The organism is Streptomyces sp. (genome assembly GCF_050698815.1).
GTDB lineage: Bacteria > Actinomycetota > Actinomycetes > Streptomycetales > Streptomycetaceae > Streptomyces.
On sequence record NZ_JBOHCV010000317.1, the window covers coordinates 1 to 17600 of the forward strand.

At 71.2% G+C, this 17600-nt stretch carries 20 protein-coding genes and 1 pseudogene; 10 read left to right on the top strand and 11 right to left on the bottom strand.

The features are described 5' to 3' along the window. Both ACRDP3_RS11495 and ACRDP3_RS11500 read right to left on the bottom strand, forming a co-directional pair. Nucleotides 1-329: RNA-binding S4 domain-containing protein (locus tag ACRDP3_RS11495; protein WP_431516787.1), on the bottom strand; the 329-nt coding region annotated here is incomplete at its 3' end. Between the two features lie 33 nt (nt 330-362). Next, nucleotides 363-719 carry a PRC-barrel domain-containing protein gene (locus ACRDP3_RS11500; protein ID WP_431516788.1) on the bottom strand — a complete coding sequence of 119 codons (357 nt, stop codon included), beginning with the start codon at nt 717-719 and terminating at the stop codon, nt 363-365. 128 nt (nt 720-847) lie between these two features. Between ACRDP3_RS11500 and ACRDP3_RS11505 the strand changes: the two genes are divergently transcribed. The 5 genes from ACRDP3_RS11505 (at nt 848) to paaK (ending at nt 6375) form a co-directional block, all read left to right on the top strand. Beyond that, nucleotides 848-1369 (top strand): (2Fe-2S)-binding protein, encoded by a 522-nt coding sequence (locus ACRDP3_RS11505; protein WP_431516789.1) that lies wholly within the window; start codon nt 848-850, stop codon nt 1367-1369. Next, nucleotides 1366-2358, top strand: coding sequence for an FAD binding domain-containing protein (locus ACRDP3_RS11510; RefSeq protein WP_431516790.1), 993 nt, complete (start codon nt 1366-1368; stop codon nt 2356-2358). Before ACRDP3_RS11505 ends, ACRDP3_RS11510 begins: the two co-directional genes overlap by 4 nt. Then, a complete protein-coding gene (locus ACRDP3_RS11515) occupies nt 2355-4496 on the top strand; it encodes a xanthine dehydrogenase family protein molybdopterin-binding subunit (RefSeq protein ID WP_431516791.1) in 2142 nt (713 codons plus the stop codon). Before ACRDP3_RS11510 ends, ACRDP3_RS11515 begins: the two co-directional genes overlap by 4 nt. Nucleotides 4497-4654: 158 nt before the next feature. Next, on the top strand, nt 4655-5059 hold the full coding sequence (gene paaI, locus ACRDP3_RS11520) for a hydroxyphenylacetyl-CoA thioesterase PaaI (protein WP_431516806.1): 405 nt from the start codon (nt 4655-4657) through the stop codon (nt 5057-5059). Next, complete coding sequence (paaK, locus tag ACRDP3_RS11525; protein ID WP_431516792.1) at nt 5056-6375, top strand: phenylacetate--CoA ligase PaaK; 1320 nt, start codon at nt 5056-5058, stop codon at nt 6373-6375. Before paaI ends, paaK begins: the two co-directional genes overlap by 4 nt. Before the next feature lie 43 nt (nt 6376-6418). Here the strand turns inward: paaK and ACRDP3_RS11530 are convergent, their stop codons facing one another. The 3 genes from ACRDP3_RS11530 to ACRDP3_RS11540 are packed head-to-tail and all read right to left on the bottom strand — an operon-like array spanning nt 6419 to nt 8134. Then, nucleotides 6419-7048 carry a methylated-DNA--[protein]-cysteine S-methyltransferase gene (locus ACRDP3_RS11530; protein ID WP_431516793.1) on the bottom strand — a complete coding sequence of 210 codons (630 nt, stop codon included), beginning with the start codon at nt 7046-7048 and terminating at the stop codon, nt 6419-6421. Then, nucleotides 7045-7566 (bottom strand): RNA polymerase sigma factor, encoded by a 522-nt coding sequence (locus ACRDP3_RS11535; RefSeq protein ID WP_431516794.1) that lies wholly within the window; start codon nt 7564-7566, stop codon nt 7045-7047. The genes ACRDP3_RS11530 and ACRDP3_RS11535 overlap by 4 nt, the downstream gene beginning before the upstream one ends. A 58-nt stretch (nt 7567-7624) precedes the next feature. Beyond that, on the bottom strand, nt 7625-8134 hold the full coding sequence (locus ACRDP3_RS11540; RefSeq protein ID WP_431516795.1) for a methylated-DNA--[protein]-cysteine S-methyltransferase: 510 nt from the start codon (nt 8132-8134) through the stop codon (nt 7625-7627). A gap of 164 nt (nt 8135-8298) precedes the next feature. Between ACRDP3_RS11540 and ACRDP3_RS11545 the strand changes: the two genes are divergently transcribed. The 4 genes from ACRDP3_RS11545 (at nt 8299) to ACRDP3_RS11560 (ending at nt 12126) form a co-directional block, all read left to right on the top strand. After that, a complete protein-coding gene (locus ACRDP3_RS11545) occupies nt 8299-9123 on the top strand; it encodes an LLM class F420-dependent oxidoreductase (protein ID WP_431516796.1) in 825 nt (274 codons plus the stop codon). A gap of 21 nt (nt 9124-9144) precedes the next feature. Continuing rightward, a complete protein-coding gene (locus ACRDP3_RS11550) occupies nt 9145-9639 on the top strand; it encodes a TIGR03668 family PPOX class F420-dependent oxidoreductase (RefSeq protein WP_431516797.1) in 495 nt (164 codons plus the stop codon). Nucleotides 9640-9719: 80 nt separating this feature from the next. Beyond that, the gene (locus ACRDP3_RS11555; protein WP_431516798.1) at nt 9720-10532 is read left to right on the top strand and encodes a PTS sugar transporter subunit IIA; all 813 of its coding nucleotides are present in this window, start codon (nt 9720-9722) and stop codon (nt 10530-10532) included. Nucleotides 10533-10554: 22 nt separating this feature from the next. Then, nucleotides 10555-12126, top strand: a complete 1572-nt coding sequence (locus ACRDP3_RS11560) for a PTS ascorbate transporter subunit IIC (protein ID WP_431516799.1) — start codon at nt 10555-10557, stop codon at nt 12124-12126. 83 nt (nt 12127-12209) lie between these two features. Here the strand turns inward: ACRDP3_RS11560 and ssuE are convergent, their stop codons facing one another. The 4 genes and pseudogenes from ssuE to ACRDP3_RS11580 all read right to left on the bottom strand — a co-directional run bounded on the left by ssuE (nt 12210) and on the right by ACRDP3_RS11580 (nt 14875). Next, a complete protein-coding gene (ssuE, locus tag ACRDP3_RS11565) occupies nt 12210-12788 on the bottom strand; it encodes an NADPH-dependent FMN reductase (RefSeq protein WP_431516800.1) in 579 nt (192 codons plus the stop codon). A 72-nt stretch (nt 12789-12860) separates the two neighbouring features. Beyond that, nucleotides 12861-13983 (bottom strand): annotated as a pseudogene (locus ACRDP3_RS11570) (LLM class flavin-dependent oxidoreductase). Between the two features lie 175 nt (nt 13984-14158). Next, the gene (locus tag ACRDP3_RS11575; RefSeq protein WP_431516801.1) at nt 14159-14248 is read right to left on the bottom strand and encodes a putative leader peptide; all 90 of its coding nucleotides are present in this window, start codon (nt 14246-14248) and stop codon (nt 14159-14161) included. 84 nt (nt 14249-14332) lie between these two features. Next, a complete protein-coding gene (locus tag ACRDP3_RS11580; protein WP_431516802.1) occupies nt 14333-14875 on the bottom strand; it encodes a hypothetical protein in 543 nt (180 codons plus the stop codon). Between the two features lie 317 nt (nt 14876-15192). Between ACRDP3_RS11580 and ACRDP3_RS11585 the strand changes: the two genes are divergently transcribed. Beyond that, on the top strand, nt 15193-15792 hold the full coding sequence (locus tag ACRDP3_RS11585) for a hypothetical protein (RefSeq protein ID WP_431516803.1): 600 nt from the start codon (nt 15193-15195) through the stop codon (nt 15790-15792). Nucleotides 15793-15905: 113 nt separating this feature from the next. On the opposite strand, the gene ACRDP3_RS11590 is transcribed toward ACRDP3_RS11585, so the two are convergent. Both ACRDP3_RS11590 and ACRDP3_RS11595 read right to left on the bottom strand, forming a co-directional pair. Beyond that, nucleotides 15906-16805, bottom strand: coding sequence for a carbohydrate ABC transporter permease (locus ACRDP3_RS11590; RefSeq protein ID WP_431516804.1), 900 nt, complete (start codon nt 16803-16805; stop codon nt 15906-15908). Further along, on the bottom strand, nt 16792-17600 hold an 809-nt coding region (locus ACRDP3_RS11595), incomplete at its 5' end, for a carbohydrate ABC transporter permease (protein ID WP_431516805.1). The genes ACRDP3_RS11595 and ACRDP3_RS11590, both read right to left, overlap by 14 nt.

Consider the following 17600-nt stretch of genomic DNA (forward strand, 5'->3'; position numbering starts at 1 on the left):
GTGCCACGGTCCCGGCGGCCGGCCGGCGCGACGGCCTCGGGTGGCGGCGGCGGGGGGCTGTTGTCGACGTAGCACTCCACGGCCACCGGCGCCCCGACCCGCTTGCGTACGAGACGCGAGACAACGACGACGCGCTCCCGCCCCGCGTACCGCAGCCGCACCTCGTCACCGGCCCGTACCGGATGGGCGGCCTTGACGCGATCCCCGTTGACCCGCACATGACCGGCACGGCAGGCCGAGGCGGCCATCGAGCGGGTCTTCGTCAGCCGTACGGACCAGATCCAGCTGTCCACCCGTACGGTCCCCCCGGTTCCTCCGTCTGCGGCCATGTCTCCGATGTTAGGCCCACCCCACCCGGTACGTCAGCGGCGGGCGAGGCGGCGCTCGCCGCCCATGCCGGTCTCGTACGCCAGCTCGTAGTGCGCGAAGACCGCCTGCTCGTCCGTGGCCGGGAGCTCGCCGTCGGTCTCGATCGAGGGAGCGTCCTTCACCTGGCTCTTGGCGTAGGTCACCCGCAGATACCCCGGGCCGACCGTCGCTCCGGCGAGGGGCACGAACACCAGGCGGCGCCGCGTGGGAAGGCCGACGGTGACCGTGGCGAAGGACGGCTTGTCGGTGCGTGTGTCGACGTAGACGGCCTCCAGCGTGCCGATCTTGCTGCCGCCGGAGTCCACCACGTCGTGGTCCCGCCACTCGCGGATGTCGCCTGCTTCGAACATCTCGACCGTCCCTCCGAAGGTTCGGCGCCGGGTGCCCGTCCCGGTGCACGTGAACCCAGCCTGCCGCTCCTGCGCGGCGTCGGCGCGGGGAGGTTTGGCAACGGGAGGCCGGGTGGTAGTGAGGCGGGGTGGATTCTCCCATCATCCTGCGGGTGGACGGCGAAGAGCGGTCGTTGACCGTGGACACGCGTACGACCCTGCTCGACGCCCTCCGCGACCGACTGTCCGTCACCTCACCGAAGAAGGGCTGTGACCATGGCCAGTGCGGTGCCTGCACGGTGCTGCTCGACGGGCGGCGGGTGGTCAGCTGCCTGGCCTTCGCCGTCGCCCACGACGGTGCCGAGGTGACCACGGCCGAGGGGCTGGTCTCCGGGGACGCCGAACTGCACCCGGTCCAGCAGTCCTTCCTCGACCATGACGGCTTCCAGTGCGGCTACTGCACGCCCGGCCAGATCTGTTCGGCCGTCGGCATGCTGGCGGAGGTGGCCGCGGGCCATCCCAGCGCGGTGACCGGCGACGGCGCCACGGGCGCCGCTACGGCCGCCGTGCTGGACGATGAGGAGATCCGCGAGCGGATGAGCGGGAACCTGTGCCGCTGCGGCGCGTACGTCAACATCGTCGCCGCGATCCGGGAGGTGGCTGCCCGGTGATCCCCTTCGACTACGCCCGCGCCACCGACGCCCGTACCGCCGTCGCCACCGTCATGGCCCGCCCGGACGCCGTCTTCCTCGGCGGCGGTACGAACCTCGTGGATCACATGAAGCTCGGTGTGGCCGCCCCCGAACTGCTGGTCGACGTGACGCGGCTGCCACTCGACCGGATCGAAGAGATGCCGGACGGCGGTCTCCGGATCGGCGCGACGGTACGCAACAGCGACCTCGCCGCACATCCGCTCGTCCGGCAGCGCTACCCGGTCCTCTCCCAGGCACTGCTGGCAGGCGCCTCGGGCCAGCTGCGCAACGCGGCGACGACCGGCGGCAACCTGCTGCAGCGCACCCGCTGCGGCTACTTCCAGGACGTGACCACACCGTGCAACAAGCGGGAGCCCGGAGCGGGCTGCGCGGCGATCGGCGGCTGGACGCGTCACCACGCGGTGCTCGGCGCGTCCGAGCACTGCGTGGCGGTGCACCCTTCGGACATGGCGGTCGCGATGAGCGCCCTGGACGCCGTCGTGATCGTGCTCGGCGCCGATGGCGAACGCCGCGTCCCGGTCACGGAGTTCCACCGGCTGCCCGGGGACGAGCCCGAACGGGACACCGTCCTCGCACACGGCGAACTCGTCATCGCGGTCGAGGTGCCGGCCCTGCCGTCCACCGCACGCTCGGCCTATCGCAAGGTACGGGACCGCGCCTCCTACGCCTTCGCCCTCGTCTCCGTCGCCGCCGTGCTGGACACCGAGGAGGGCCGGGTACGCCAAGCCCGTATCGCCCTCGGGGGCGTCGCGCACAAGCCCTGGCGGGCCACCCGGGCCGAGGAGGCCCTGCGCGGCGCGGTTCCCGCGGAGGATGCCTTCCGCCGTGCGGCCGACGCCGAACTGAGCGCGGCGCGTCCGCTGCCGGACAACGGCTTCAAGGTCCCGATGACGCGGAACACGCTGGCCGCCGTACTGCGCGAACTCGGTACTCAGGAGCGGCGATGACCGACACCCGAAGGCCCTCGCAGAGCCAGGACGCCCTGGCGCCCCTGGAGCCGCGGGCGATCGGCACACCGCTGCAGCGCCTCGACGGCCGCGCGAAGGTCACCGGCACCGCGACCTACGCCTACGAACACGCGCTGTCCGACCCCGCGTACGTGTATCCGCTGCAGGCCGCCGTCGCGCGCGGCCGGGTGGTTGCCATCGACGCGGCGCCGGCGGAAGCCCTCGACGGCGTCCTCGCCGTGCTGACCCATCACAACGCCGCCCGGCTCGCCGACACCGGCGACGCGGAGCTGGCCGTTCTGCAGTCCGACGAGGTCGCCTTCCGCGGCCAGTTCATCGGCGCGGTCATCGCCGAGTCCCCCGAAACCGCCCGGCACGCGGCCTCGCTCGTCGACGTCGTCTACGAGCAGCAGCTGCACGACACCGAACTGCGCACCGACCACCCCGGCCTCTACAAGCCCGAGAAGGTCAACCCCGTCTTCCCCGCCGACACCGGCGAGGGCGACCCCGACGCGGCCCTCGCCGCCGCCCACGTCACCGTCGACGCGACGTACCGCACCCCGATGGAGCACAACAACCCCATGGAGCCGCACACCTGCGTCGCCGTCTGGGAAACCGACACCCACGACGGCGCGGCGCCGCGGCTGACGCTCTACGACTCCACCCAGTGGGCGCACGGGGTCAGAAGGACCCTCGCCCCGCTTTTCGGGCTGGAACCGGAGCGGGTACGGGTGATCGCCCCGCACGTGGGCGGCGGCTTCGGCTCCAAGGGGCTGCCGCACGCCCACAACGTCCTGGCGGGGCTGGCCGCCCAGCTCATTGCCGGCAGGCCCGTCAAGCTCGCGCTGACCCGGCAGCAGATGTTCTGCCTCGCCGGTCACCGCACCCCCACCGTGCAGCGCGTGCGGCTGGCGGCCGGGGCCGACGGGCGGCTCACCGCCATCTGTCACGACGTCATCGAACAGACCTCCAGATTCAAGGAGTTCGCGGAGCAGACGGCCGTGCCGACGCGCATGATGTACGCCGCGCCGCACCGCCGTACCAGCCACCGGCTGGCCGCCCTCGACGTCCCCGTCCCCTCCTGGATGCGGGCGCCGGGCGAGGCGCCCGGATTCTTCGCGACCGAGGTCGCCATGGACGAACTCGCCCTCGCCTGCGGCCTCGACCCGATCGAGCTGCGCGTGCGCAACGAGCCCACGACCGACCCGGAGAGCGGCAAGCCCTGGTCCGGCCGTCACCTCATCAAGTGCCTGCGCACCGGAGCGGACCGCTTCGGCTGGCAGCGGCGAGGTGAGCCCGGCACCCGGCGCGAGGGGGACTGGCTGGTCGGCCTGGGCGTCGCGAGTTCCACCTATCCCTTCTACGGCGGGCCCGGCTCGGTCGCCGAGATCGAGCGCCGTGGCGATGGCCGGTACGCCGTACGGATCGCCGCCGTCGACCTCGGAACCGGCGCCTGGACGGCGCTCACGCAGATCGCCGCCGACGCCCTCGACTGCACGATCGCCGCCGTGGACTTGCAGATCGGCGACAGCGACCTGCCCGCCGCCACGGTGGCGGGCGGCTCCGCGGGTACCAACTCGTGGGGTTCGACGGTCGTGGCCGCCGCCCGCGCGTTCCGCGCCGAGCACGGGGACGATGCCGCCGCCGGGGCCCGTACCCGCTCGGAGATGCCCGCCAACCCGGACCTGAAGCGGTTCGCCCTGCACTCCTTCGGGGCGCAGTTCGCGGAGGTCCGCGTGAACGCCGACACCGGTGAGATCCGGGTGCCGCGGATGCTCGGGGTCTTCGCCCCCGGCCGCGTGATCAACCCGCGCACGGCCCGTTCCCAGTTCATCGGCGGCATGACCATGGGGCTGTCGATGGCGCTGTTCGAGGAGAGCGTCTTCGACCACGGCACCGGCCACGTCGTCAACCACGACTTCGCCCAGTACCACATCCCCACCAGCGCGGACGTCTGCGACATCGACGCCACCTGGCTCGACGAGCCGGATCCGCACGCCAACCCGATGGGTGCCAAGGGCATCGGGGAGATCGGCATCGTCGGCAGTCCGGCGGCGGTCGTCAACGCCGTGCACAACGCCACCGGCATCCGCGTCCGCGACCTGCCCGTCACCCCGGACAAGCTGCTGCGTTCCTGACGCTTCCGCCGTTGCCGCCGGTTCCGGGCGCGGCCCGGGGGAGACCTCGCCACCCTTGACAGGGTGACCGGATGCTGGATTACTGGACCGGACCGAGGCGGACCGAATGGTCGGTCGGGCAGTACGAGAGCGTGGAACGCATGACGCATACGCATGCCATGAGCAACGGGCCGGCGCAGGCGATGTTCGCCGCCGACCAGGCGTCCCAGGGCCTGGGCATCACCTTGCTGGCGGCCGGGGACGGCGCTGCCGAGCTGCGGATGACGGTGACCGCGGCGATGGTCAACGGCCACGGCATCGCGCACGGCGGATATCTCTTCCTGCTCGCCGACACCGCCTTCGCCTGCGCGTGCAACAGCCACGGACCGGTGACCGTGGCCTCCGGGGCCGACATATCGTTCGTCAGACCCGCCAGGGAGAGCGACACGCTCACCGCGGTCGCCGAGGAGCGCACGCGCTACGGCCGCAGCGGCATCTACGACGTGCGCATCCTGCGCGACGGCGAAGTGATAGCGGAGTTCCGAGGACGCAGCCGCACCGTCCCACGCATGGAGGAGACATGACGAAGAGGACGGGCGAACCGCTGCCGTCCGGGCTGCGGGACGCCGGGGAGCGGATGGACCGCGACGAGCTGCGCGCGTACCAACTGACGCGGCTGCGGCGAATCCTGCGCACCGCTTACGACGATGTCGAGCTGTACCGGAAGAAGTTCGACGCGGCGGGCGTGCGGCCCGAGGACTGCCGCACGCTGGAGGATCTCGCCCGTTTCCCCTTCACCACGAAGGCCGATCTGCGGGAGAGCTATCCGTTCGGCATGTTCGCCGTCCCGATGGCCGATGTGCGGCGCATTCACGCCTCCAGCGGCACCACCGGTCAGCCCACCGTGGTGGGCTACACCGAGGGCGATCTGTCGATGTGGGCCGACATGGTGGCCCGCTCCATCCGCGCGGCGGGCGGGCGTGCCGGCCACAAGGTGCATGTCGCCTACGGATACGGCCTCTTCACCGGCGGACTCGGCGCGCACTACGGCGCCGAGCGGATGGGCGCCACTGTCATCCCGGCATCCGGCGGCATGACGGCCCGTCAGGTCCAGCTCATCCAGGACTTCGAGCCCGAGATCATCATGGTCACGCCCTCCTACATGCTGACATTGCTCGACGAGTTCGAGCGGCAGGGTGTCGACCCGCGAGGCACCTCACTCACGACCGGCATCTTCGGGGCGGAGCCCTGGACGGAGGAGATGCGCACCGAGATCGAGGACCGCTTCGGCATCCACGCCGTGGACATATACGGCCTGTCGGAGGTGGTCGGCCCCGGCGTGGCTCAGGAGTGCGTGGAGACGAAGGACGGCCTGCAGGTGTGGGAGGACCACTTCTACCCCGAGGTCGTCGACCCCGTGACCGACGAGGTGCTGGCCGAGGGTGAGGAGGGCGAACTGCTCTTCACCTCGCTCACCAAGGAGGCCATGCCGGTCATCCGGTACCGCACCCGCGACCTGACCCGGCTGCTGCCCGGCACCGCCCGGCCGGCGTTCCGGCGGATCGAGAAAGTCACCCGCCGCTGCGACGACATGATCATTCTGCGCGGCGTCAACATCTTCCCCAGCCAGGTGGAGGAGATCCTGCTGCGTACGCCCGCCGTGGCCCCGCACTTCCAGCTGCACCTGGGCCGCCGCGCACGTATGGACCACATGACCGTCCGGGCGGAGGCCCGCCCCGGGACGGGAACCGAACAGCGCGAGGCCGCTGCCGCGTCGGTCACGAAGGCGGTCAAGGACGGCATCGGGCTGAGTGTGGCCGTCGAGATCGTCGACCCGGAGACGCTGGAGCGCTCCGTCGGCAAGATCCGCCGCATCGTCGACGACCGTGGACAGCGCTGACGGCTGGTACCGCGGGGGCCTCCGGTCTGGCCGCTGAGGCCGCTCAGGCCGCGCTTTCCAGCGTCAGCAGGGTGTGCTTGGCTTCGGCGCCGCCCACGTAGCCGCCCGCCGAACCGTCCGAGCGGACCACCCGGTGGCAGGGGACGACGACCGGCAGCGGATTGGTGGCACACGCGGTGCCGACCGCGCGGACCGCCTTCGGGCTGCCCGCCGCCGCGGCGACCTGCGCGTAACTCTCGGTGCGGCCGTAGCCGATGCCGGACAGGTGCGCGATCACCGCGCGCCGGAAGCCCCGCGAGAGCCGGAAGTCCAGCGCGAGGTCGAACCGGGTGCGCCGCCCCTCGAAGTACTCCTCGATCTGACGGGCGGCGTCCGTCAGCCGGCCGGGTGCCTCCAGGACGCGCGGGCTGACGCGTTCGGCGAGGTCGGCCAGTACCGCGGCGTGACCGCCGTGGTCCCGGCTGTCGTAGGCGACGCGGACCAGCCCCTGCTCGGTCGCGGCCAGCAGCAGCGTGCCGACCGGCGTCACCAGCGTGCGGTAGGCGACGTCCAACAGACCCTCGTGCTGTGCGCCGGCCACCAGGCGGGCGTGCAGGCGGGCCTGCGCCGCCGTGTCCTCGATCGGCAATGCGGCGAACAGACGTGCGGCCTGCGGGTCGGATGCGGTCATCATCTGGTCTCTCCCCTCTCGTGTGCTTGCCGTGGATAGCTGCCGCGCAGGGTCTTGATGCCGTCGGCCGCCGCTCTGCGGGCCGCGTCCGCGGTACCGCCGGTGATGGCGGCGATCTCCTTGTAGGGCAGGCCGGCCAGATAGTGGTACGCGACCGCGGAGCGCTGCCGCGGCGGCAGCGCCTTCAGCGCATCCCACAAGTCGCCGTCCCAGTCTTCGGGCCGCAGGTCAGCGGTGGGCCGTCCGTCTCCGGCCGGAGGGGTGGGCTCGGGCACCTCGCCGACCGCGATCGGGCCGCGGGAGCCGGCCCGGGCGATGTCGATGGCCTTGCGGTGCGCGATCGTCACCAGCCACGCCTCGACACGGGCGTCCGCCGGGAGCCCCGGGTACGCCTTGAGCGCCGCCAGGAACGTCTCCGACCACGCGTCCTCCGCGTCCACCGGCCCGACAACGGCCCGGCACACCCGCAGCACCAGCGGCCCGTACTCGGTCACGATCTCTTCGAACGGTCTCAAGGTCACATCCACACCCTGTCAACGAGCCACGGCCGCCCGATGTGAGACGTGACGGCGCGTCTGCTCAGAACAGCCGCTCCGTCCCCGTCGCCGACTCCTCCAGGTCGAGCAGGGCCCGCTTGCGCTCCAGCCCGCCCGCATAGCCGGTCAGGCTGCCGTCCGCACCCACCACACGGTGGCAGGGCACGACCACGCACAGCGGGTTGCGGCCGTTGGCCGCGCCGACGGCCTGGGCCAGCGCGGGGTCCCCCAGCTCGCGCGCCAACTGCCCGTAGGAGCGGGTCTCGCCGTAGGGGATCTCCTCCAGCAGCTTCCACACCCGCTGCTGGAACCTCTCTCCCCGGGCCGCAAGCCGCAGGTCGAAACGCGTCCGCCGCCCCGCGAAGTACTCCTCCAACTGCTGCCGGGCCGCCTCGAATCCGTTCTCCTCGCGTGGCCCGAGAGCCTCACGGGGCGGCCTGCGGCGCTGGCCCTCGAAATACAGCCCGGTCAGGCCGTCGCCCTCGGCCACCAGCGTCAGCTCGCCCAGTGGTGAATCGAGGACCGTGTGCCTGGTTGCCTGCGTGGTCTTCATGGCCGGCTCCTTTTCCGATCGTTTCGGCCCACACCAGGAAGACGTCCCAGGGGAGGAGAACGTGAGACGGACCGCCCGACCGCGGCACCCGATGTTGTGAGGTCCGAGAATCCGGGTACCTCCGCCGCGGAAGAGCCACCTCCGCGCACTCTGAAGGAGCCGCTGTGAAATTCGGTGTATCGACCTTCGTCACCGATCAGGGAATCGGGCCGGCCGCCTTGGGCCGTGCCGTCGAGGAACGAGGGTTCGACTCGCTCCTCATCGCCGAGCACACCCACATCCCGGTGGACCGGCGCTCGCCCTACCCTGGCGGCGGCGACCTGCCGGAGATGTACTACCGCACCCTCGACCCCTTCGTCGCGCTGAGCGCGGCAGCCGCCGTGACCGAGCGGGTGCTGCTGGGGACCGGCATCGCCCTGGTGGCACAGCGCGACCCGATCGTCACCGCCAAGGAAGTGGCCTCGCTCGACCTGATCTCCGGAGGCAGGGCCGTCTTCGGGGTGGGCGTCGGCTGGAACCGGGAGGAGATGGAGAACCACGGAGCCGATCCGACCACACGCGGCCGCATGGTGAACGAGCGGCTGCGCGCGATCCGCGAGCTGTGGACCGCGGAGAAGGCCGAATTCCACGGGGAGTTCGTGGACTTCGGCCCCGTCTACTCCTGGCCGAAGCCGGTCCAGCGCCCGCACCCGCCCATCTACGTGGGCGGAGGCGAGGGGTCCTTCCCGCGGACGGCCGCCCTCGGCGACGCCTGGCTTGCCAACCGGACGACGCCTGAGGAGCTGGGGCCGCGGATCGATGCGCTGCGGGAGATCGCGGGACGCAGGGTGCCGGTGACGATGTACGCGGCCACCGACGACCCCGACACGATCGAGCGCTACACCCGGCTCGACGTGGAACGGCTGCTGCTCTACCTGCCGACCCGCCCGGAGAGCGAGACGCTCCAGATCCTGGACGGGCTGGCCGGTGTCGCCGGCCGGTTCAGCTGAGACGGGACCGGGGCGCCGACGATGCCGACGCTGACAGCCGAACAGGCGCGGCAGCGCTTCGCGCGGGAGAGGGTCGCCCGGCTGGCGACCGTCGGCGCCGCGGCGGACCCGGCGGCGGGGCAGCCGCACCTGGTCCCTGTCGTCTTCGCGCTGACGACGGGAGACGACGGCGGCTCCCGCGACAGTGGCGATACCGGCGGCCCCGGCGACACTGTGGTCTTCGCCGTCGACCACAAGCCGAAGCGGTCCGGTCGGCTGCGACGGCTGGAGAACATCCGCGCCAACCCCGCCGTCTGCCTGCTCGCGGACGGCTACGACGAGGACTGGGACCGGCTGTGGTGGGCGAGGGCCGACGGCACCGCGCGCGTACTGCCGCCGTCGGACCGGTCGGCGGCCGCCGACCTGTACGTGCGCCTGCTCGCCGACAAGTACCGCGAGCAGTACGCCGGCCGGCCGCCGCGTGGCCCGGTCGTGGAGATCACGGTCAGCCGGTGGTCCGGCTGGCGGGCCACGTGATTCTCTGAGGGTGAAGGAGAAGTTCCATTGTCACCGGCCCCGGCGTTTCCGCTGCTCGGGGAGCATGCAACGATCCGCCCATGGCGACGCTGAGTGAACTCCTCCCCATCGAAGCCGTGCGGCTGGACGCACCGGCGACGGACTGGCGGGAAGCCGTGCGGGCCGCCGGTGACCTGATGGCGGCGACGGGCACCAGCACCGGTGAGTACACCGCGGAAATGATCGAGAACGTCGAGCGCAACGGCCCGTACATCGTCATCGCGCCCGGTTTCGCGCTGGCGCACGCGCGGCCGTCGCCCGCGGTGCTCAGGACCGGCATGTCCTGGGTGCGGCTGGAGAGCCCCGTGGAGTTCGGTCACGAGTCGAACGACCCGGTGACGCTGGTGGTCGGGCTCGCCGCGAAGGACCCGGGCGCGCACCAGGCCGCGATGGCCGGTCTGGCGAGGCTGCTGGCCGACCCCGCCGTCGAACAGGCCCTGCGCGACGCCCCCACCGCGGCAGCGCTGCGTGCCGTGCTCGACGGCGAGCACGGACCGCACGGATCGCGCGAGGAGCACGGTGAGCGCGACGGTCAGGGCGAGCCGAAGTCCGCGGGCGGCGGGCCCGCCGTACACAAGATCCTCACCGTGTGCGGCAACGGTCTCGGCACCAGCCTGTTCCTGAAGAACACCCTGGAGCAGGTGCTCGAACGCTGGGGCTGGACCAGGTTCGTCACGGTGGAGGCGACGGACACCATCTCGGCGAAGGGCAAGGCCGCCGAGGCCGTCGCCATTCTCACCTCACGGGAGATCGCCAGGACGCTGACCGATGTGAGCGTGCCGGTGCGGGTCGTCGAGGATTTCACCAGCACGGCAGAGGTCGAGCGCACGCTTCGGAACACCTACGACGTCTGAGGACGGGAACGGAGGCGGCACCATGGGCTGGCTCATCACCATCGCCGAGTTTCTCGTCAACGAGATCCTCAGCCAACCGCCGTATCTGATCGGCCTCATCACGGCCGCGGGCCTGATCGCGCTGCGCAAGCCGGTCGGCCAGATCGTCGGCGGCGCCATCAAGGCCACGCTCGGCTTCCTGCTGATCGGCGCCGGGGCGGGACTGGTCGTCGACTCCCTCGCCCCGCTGGGCGAGATGATCCAGGGCTCGACCGGCGCGCACGGCGTGATCCCGACCAACGAAGCGATCGTCGGCATCGCCCAGGACCAGTTCGGCGCCCGCGTCGCGTGGCTGATGATCACGGGCTTCGCCCTCAGCCTGCTGCTGGCCAAGTTCACGCCGCTGCGATATGTGTTCCTGACGGGCCATCACATGCTGTTCATGGCCACTCTGACGACGATGGTGCTGGCCCCCGCGGGCCTGTCCTCCGCGGTCGTGGTGATCGTCGGCGGTGTCCTGCTCGGCATCATGCTCGTGGCCATGCCGGCCTTCGCCCACCCCTGGACGAAGCGCATCACCGGTAACAACAGCATCGCCATCGGACACTTCGGCACCGCGGGTTACGTCACCGCGGGCGCCGTCGGCCAACTCGTCGGCAAGCGCAGCCGCAGCACCGAGGAGATGAATCTGCCGGAGGGCCTGCGTTTCCTGCGTGACTCGATGGTCGCCACCGCGCTGTCCATGATGCTGATCTACGTCATCATGGCCGTCGTCTATCTGGTCAAGGCCGGTGAGAAGACCGCCTTCAAGGCGTTCACGGCCGGCGGAGCACCTGTGTCGACCGACACCGGCGACTACGTCATGAGCGCCGTCATGCAGGGCCTGCAGTTCGGCATCGCCGTCGCCGTCATCCTCTTCGGCGTCCGTACGATCCTGGGTGAACTCGTCCCCGCCTTCCAGGGCATCGCGGCGAAGGTGGTGCCGGGCGCGGTCCCCGCGCTGGACGCGCCGATCGTCTTCCCCTACGCGCAGAACGCCGTGCTCATCGGCTTCCTCGCCAGCTTCACCGGCGGCCTGATCAGCCTCGGCCTGCTCACCGTGGTCTTCGGGCCCGCCTTCGGCCTCGCGCTCGTACTTCCGGGCCTGGTGCCGCACTTCTTCACCGGCGGCGCGGCGGGGGTCTACGGCAACGCCACCGGTGGCCGGCGCGGCGCGGCCGTCGGCGCCTTTCTCAACGGGGTGCTGATCACCTTCCTGCCCGCGCTGCTGCTCAAGGTGCTCGGCGCCTTCGGCAAGGAGAACACCACCTTCGGCGACGCCGACTTCGGCTGGTTCGGCACCCTCATCGGCAACGCGGCCAAGGCGGGCCCCGTCGGCGGCGTCGTCCTGATGCTGCTGATCGGCGGCGCGGTGCTGGGCGGCGCGATTCTGATGCAGAAGCGGGTGGTGGACGCCGGCTGGGACCCGGGCGCCGGACGTGACGCGCTGCTGCCGGCGGAGCCGGCACCGGCCGGGGCGGACCAGAGCACCGCGCGCATCCCCGCGCAGACCAAGATCGCACCCCCTCCCGGCGCCCCGGCCCCGCCTCCGCCGCCAACCGCCGAGAAGGGGTAACGACCCGCACCAGGTCGTCAGTCCGTCAGCGCGAGCCTGGCCGCGAAGTGCCCACGCCGGCAACCTCCTCAGGCTTCGGTTCCTCAGACCGCCGTCGCCAGGCCCCGAGGCGAGGGTGCGGCCCTCACCGGAGGTGACGTGGCCAGGCTGTCGATGAGCCGGCCGACCGCTTCCGCCACACCGGCCGCCGCTTCGGCCGCGACAGCGGCCCCGTCGGCCTCCCGCGAGACATGGCGGTCGAGTACGAACCAGCCGCGCAGCACGTTGTCGGTCCCCAGCGAGGTGAGGACGGGACGCAGCGCGTAGTCGATCGCGAGGACATGTGCGGTGCTGCCCCCCGTCGCCAGTGGCAGCACTGTCTTGCCGGCCAGCGCGAACTGCGGCAGCAGATCGAGCAGAGTCTTGAGCAGCCCGCTGTAGGCGGCCTTGTAGACCGGGGTGCCGACGACGAGCGCGTCCGCCCAGGCGATCGCCTCGACGGCCTCCCGTATCGCCGGATGCGCGGCGTTCCCGGCGAGCAGCGGCTCCGGCGGCAGATCGCGTACGGCGAGATGGCGGACGTCGTGGTGCTCGGCGGCGAGCAGGTCCCCGGCGTGCCGTACCAGGGAAGCGGTGCGGGACCGGGCGGACGGACTGCCGGAGATGGTCAGGACGTTCGGCATGCTGGATTCTCCTTGGCGGTGCGGATGAAGACGTCGTCGTGTGCGCGGGGGGGAGGGGGGAGGGGCGGACCGTCAGCGCGCGCCGACCGGGTGCCGCCACAGCCCACGCTGCTCCAGCAGCGGCAGTACGCCCTCGCCGAACCAGTACGCCTCCTCCAGGTGCGGCACCCCGGAGAGGACGAACTCCTCGATGCCCAGCCGGTGATACTCCTCGATCAGGTCCGCGACCTCGGAGTGGCTGCCCACCAGCGCGGTGCCGGCGCCGCCGCGTACCAGGCCGACGCGCCCACAGGTTGGGGTAGACCTCCAGCTGATCGCTGGTGCCGCTGCCGTGCAGTTCGCGCATCCGGCGCTGGCCCTCGGACTCGCTGGCGGCCAGACCCTGCTGCACCGCCTTGACGCGCTCGGGATCCATTCCCTGGAGCAACCGCTCCGCCTCCGCCCACGCCTGCGCGGAGGTGTCCCGGCTGATGGTGTGCAGCCTGATGCCGAACCGCACTTCGCGCCCCTGTGCCGCGGCCAGGGAGCGCACCCAGTCGATCTTCTGCTTCACCTGCTGCGGCGGCTCGCCCCAGGTGAGGTACACATCCGTATACCGCGCGGCCACCTCGCCGGCCGCGGGGGAGGAGCCGCCGAAGTAGACCCGCGGTGCCGGCTCCGGCAGCCGGTTCAGGGTGGCGCCTTCGAGCCGCAGGTGCTCGCCGTGGTGGTCGACCGTCTCTCCGGCCCACAGCCGGCGCACGATGTCCAGGAACTCGCCTGTGCGCGCGTAGCGTTCGTCCTTGGTCAGGAAATCGCCGTACGCGCGCTGCTCCGCCGGCTCCCCGCCGGTGACGACGTTGAGCAACAGCCGGCCGTGCGACTGCCGCTGGTAGGTCGCTGCCATCTGGGCAGACAGGGTGGGACTGATCTGACCGGGGCGGAAGGCCACCAGGAACCTCAGCCGCTCGGTCACCTGCGTGAGCATGGCCGTGGTCAGCCAGGCGTCCTCGCACCATGTGCCCGTCGGGGTGAGCGCCCCTTCGAAGCCCAACTGCTCGGCGGTGCGGGCGATCTGGCCGAGATATTCGACGGAGGCCGGCCGGTCGCCGCCGGCGGTGCCGGGGGCGGAGCCGGGGCCGCCGCCGACGACGTGGCGGCTGTCGCCGGTCGTCGGAAGGAACCAGTGGAACGTCAGCGGGGACGGGCGGGACAGGGGAGACAAGGGAGCTCCAGGGGGTGGAGGCCGGGCGAGCCGGAACATGACGGGGCGCGGCCTGGCGGATTCGCTCAGGCGCACAGGATGAGAGACCCGGCGGCACTCGGCGCGGGTGAGAACGGCGTAGCCGTTGGAGGAGAGAGCACGACGGGCCGACGGCCCGGGGGATGCGTCAGCTGCGACAGCTCGCGCTGGACTGGCGACACAGGTCGACGTGGAGGCGTCCCACGAGGAGGTCGGCAGCAGCGGTCATGCCTCGCATTGTGGGGGAGCGGGCCTGCGCGGATCAAGACCAACCGCGCTGCGTTTCAGCAGGCGAGACGCGCGGGTGGCCGGAAGCCGGGATTCAGGGCTGGTTGAGGATGGCCGTCGCCGCCGGCAGCCGCAACGACTCCAGGGTGTCGGCCTGGTTCTGCGCCCTCGCGATCAGCGCCGACAGCTGGTCCGGGTCCAACCGCTCGGCCCGTGGTCCGCTCAGTGTGCTCAGCGCGTGCCACATCCCTTCCGTGCTCTCCACGTCCCGCCGCAGGGCCTCCAGTTCGAGCAGGCTGCTGAGAGACGTACGGCGGGCGAGGAAGCCGTTGGACCTGGCCCGGCCCGCTTTCTCCAGCAGCCATCCGGCCAGGGACTCGTAGCGCCGCGCGGGGACACCGAGGTCGCCCATGATCCGCAGCAGCGCGGCGCGGTCCTGCGCCACTTCGTCGGCGATGCGGATGAGCGTCAGTCCCGCCGGTGACCTCGCGTGCTGCGTGGCGATGCGGCGCGCCAGCTCGCCGCCGTTGGTGAGTCTCAGCAGATGGGAGTTGAGGTAGTCCGCCAGCGGCGAGACCGTACGGCCGGGGGGCCGGGCTGCGGCGCCGGCCTGACGGACATCCGCTTCACGCGTCATCGGTGGCTCCCCGCTCCCCGTCAAGGGCGCTGTCGAGCCGTCCCCGCGGCAACGGCCTCTGCCGCCGGCCGCCCCCGAAAGGCGACGTGCCCGCTTTCTCCAGGCTCCCACCCGACAGCGCCCTGTCAAACGCGGCAGCCGTGTCCGCACAAGGAACGATTCCTGCGCTGATGCCTCGCCTCCGCTTGTGTGCATCGCGTGACGATTCGTGTCCGTGGACGGTGTCCCAGGACAGAGCGCCGCCAGGGTGGAGCCTGCCGCCGGGCCGTTGCCCCCGTCGGCAGGCTCTGCACCTTCCCCCCACATGAAGGAGCAACATGTCTCTCCCCTCGATCAACCGGCGTGCCCGTGTATCGCTGACCGCGCTGGCCGCGGGAGGCGCCGTCACGCTCGGCCTGACGGTTCTCCCCGCCAACGCGACGGCGGCACCCGAAGCCCCGCCGCGTACCTCCGTATCGGTCAAGAGCGACCAGCACGCGAAGGCCGACAGCATCACGCGGGCCGAGATGCTGCGCCGCGCGGCGACCTGGCTCACGGCCGACAACGGTGCGCAGGTGCCCTACAGCCAGACCTCGGTCTGGTCGGACGGATACCGGCAGGATTGCTCCGGCTATGTGTCGATGACACTGGGACTGTGGAAGTCCGGGCCCAACACCGTGGAGCTGGCGGGAAACCGCGACCTCACCACCCCGATCGCCGTGGGCGACCTCAGGCCGGGTGACCTGCTGATCGACGCGGACGGCTCCAACACCACCCGCCATGTGGTGATCTTCGAGGGGTGGACCGACGACTCCCGCACCGCCTACTCCGCCTTCGAGCAGCGCGGCGGCCACGGCACCGACCACCGGGTGCTCGACTACGGCCTGGACGCCGGCAGCGAGTTCAAGTCCTATCGTCCGGTCAACCTGACCGACTGACGTCCGCTCGGGCGAACACCCGCATCGCGCCGAAGCGTTCCCGTTCACTTCCCCGAACGGGAACGCTTCGCGCGAGCGTCGGCGCGGGTCCGGTCCGGTCCGGTCCGCTCCGGCTAACCCTTCACCGACCCCGCGTTCGCGCCGCGGATGAAGTGGCGCTGGAAGACGAAGAAGAGCACCGCGACCGGAATGGTGGAGAGCAGCGCGGCCCCGAGTTTCAGCGGATACTGCGTGCCGCCGCCCAGCCCGCCGGAGACGAAGCGGGCCAGCCCGGTGGTGAGGGTCTCGTACTCGCTCGACTGGGTCGCCACCAGGAAGTGCGTGAACTCGTTCCACGAGCCCTGGAAGGCCAGCAGGGTCACCGTGATCAGCGCCGGCTTGGACATGGGCAGCACCACGGACCAGAAGATCCGCCAGATGCCCGCGCCGTCGATCCGGGCCGCCTCCTCCACCTCCCGCGGTATGGACTCGAAGAACTGCTTCATGATGAAGATTCCGGCCGCGTCCACCAGCAGCGGCACGATCATCGCGGTGTAGGTGTCGAAGATTCCCAGGGTGTTGAACACCAGGAACTTCGGGATCAGCAGGACGATCGGGGGCACGGCCATGACGGCGATGACGAAGGCGACCAGCGTGGCCCGGCCCCGGAAACGCAGCCGGGCCAGCGCGTATCCGGCCATCGAGTTGAAGAGCACCCGGCCCAGCGTCACCAGCACCGTCACCAGCGTGCTGTTGCCCAGCCAGCGCAGGAACGGGATCCCGGAGCCGGATTCGCTGGATCCGCTCAGCCGCTCGTAGACGGCGGTGGTGGGGTTGCCGGGCCACAGCGACAGCGGGTTGGCGGCCGCCTCGGGGTCGGTCTTGAAGCTCGTCGCGACCTGGATCAGGAACGGCAGCGCGTACAGCAGCGCGGCTGCGAGCAGCAGCGTGTAGCCGGCCAGCCGTACGTGTTGCGGGAAGCGGGCCAGCACCGGCCGTTCCTCGGTGGTGGTACGGGGCTCAGTGCTCGTCATCGCGCGTCTCCTTCCGCGACCTGCCGGACCTGCCCGGCTTCATGGACCTCAGTGGGCTTCGCGGAGTTCGCGGGCCGCGTTCGCGCAGGAGCCATCGCTGTATCCCGGTCATCGCCAGCACGATGGCGAGCAGTATGAACGCGATGGCGGCGCCCTGCCCGAAGTCCGCGTTGTCGAAGCCGTAGGAATAGGAGAGGAAGGCGGGAGTGAGGGTGGTGTTGGCGGGATCGCCCTGCCCGAGCACGTACACCTGGTCGAAAACCTGCCAAGTGGCGATCAGGCCGAGTGTCAGCACCAGGAACAGCACCGGGCGCAGCGCCGGCAGCAGCACGTTCAGGAGGATGTGCCGGCGTTTCGCCCCGTCCAGGGCCGCTGCCTCCTCCAGTTCGCGCGGGACGTTCTGCAGCGCCGCGAGGAAGATGAGCATGAAGGTGCCCGAGGTGCTCCAGACGGACAGCAGGATGAGGGTGCACATGGCCACGGAGGGACCGGCGAGCCACTCCGACCAGGGCAGCCCCATCAGGCGGTGTTCGGCCAGTACCCCGGCGGGCGGACGGTCGCCGTCGGTGACGCCGATCGCGCCGAGCAGCACCCAGACCACGCCGCGCGGGTCGGCGAACCAGTTCGGCCCCTTGACGCCGACCCAGCCCAGCATCTTGTTGACGGCACCGCTTCCCTGGAAGAGGAAGAGGAAGACCGTGCACACGGCGATGGAGCTGGTGACGGAGGGGAAGTAGAACGTGGTGCGCAGCAGACTGCGGCCGCGCAGCATGCGCTGGTTGACGATGATGGCCA

Coding starts and splice junctions, on each gene's coding strand:
- ACRDP3_RS11500 (WP_431516788.1), bottom strand. CDS start 719: ATGTTCGAAGCAGGCGACATCCGCGAGTGGCGGGACCACGACGTGGTG.
- ACRDP3_RS11515 (WP_431516791.1), top strand. CDS start 2,355: ATGACCGACACCCGAAGGCCCTCGCAGAGCCAGGACGCCCTGGCGCCC.
- paaI (WP_431516806.1), top strand. CDS start 4,655: ATGAGCAACGGGCCGGCGCAGGCGATGTTCGCCGCCGACCAGGCGTCC.
- paaK (WP_431516792.1), top strand. CDS start 5,056: ATGACGAAGAGGACGGGCGAACCGCTGCCGTCCGGGCTGCGGGACGCC.
- ACRDP3_RS11530 (WP_431516793.1), bottom strand. CDS start 7,048: ATGATGACCGCATCCGACCCGCAGGCCGCACGTCTGTTCGCCGCATTG.
- ACRDP3_RS11540 (WP_431516795.1), bottom strand. CDS start 8,134: ATGAAGACCACGCAGGCAACCAGGCACACGGTCCTCGATTCACCACTG.
- ACRDP3_RS11550 (WP_431516797.1), top strand. CDS start 9,145: ATGCCGACGCTGACAGCCGAACAGGCGCGGCAGCGCTTCGCGCGGGAG.
- ACRDP3_RS11555 (WP_431516798.1), top strand. CDS start 9,720: ATGGCGACGCTGAGTGAACTCCTCCCCATCGAAGCCGTGCGGCTGGAC.
- ACRDP3_RS11560 (WP_431516799.1), top strand. CDS start 10,555: ATGGGCTGGCTCATCACCATCGCCGAGTTTCTCGTCAACGAGATCCTC.
- ssuE (WP_431516800.1), bottom strand. CDS start 12,788: ATGCCGAACGTCCTGACCATCTCCGGCAGTCCGTCCGCCCGGTCCCGC.
- ACRDP3_RS11575 (WP_431516801.1), bottom strand. CDS start 14,248: ATGCGAGGCATGACCGCTGCTGCCGACCTCCTCGTGGGACGCCTCCAC.
- ACRDP3_RS11580 (WP_431516802.1), bottom strand. CDS start 14,875: ATGACGCGTGAAGCGGATGTCCGTCAGGCCGGCGCCGCAGCCCGGCCC.
- ACRDP3_RS11585 (WP_431516803.1), top strand. CDS start 15,193: ATGTCTCTCCCCTCGATCAACCGGCGTGCCCGTGTATCGCTGACCGCG.
- ACRDP3_RS11590 (WP_431516804.1), bottom strand. CDS start 16,805: ATGACGAGCACTGAGCCCCGTACCACCACCGAGGAACGGCCGGTGCTG.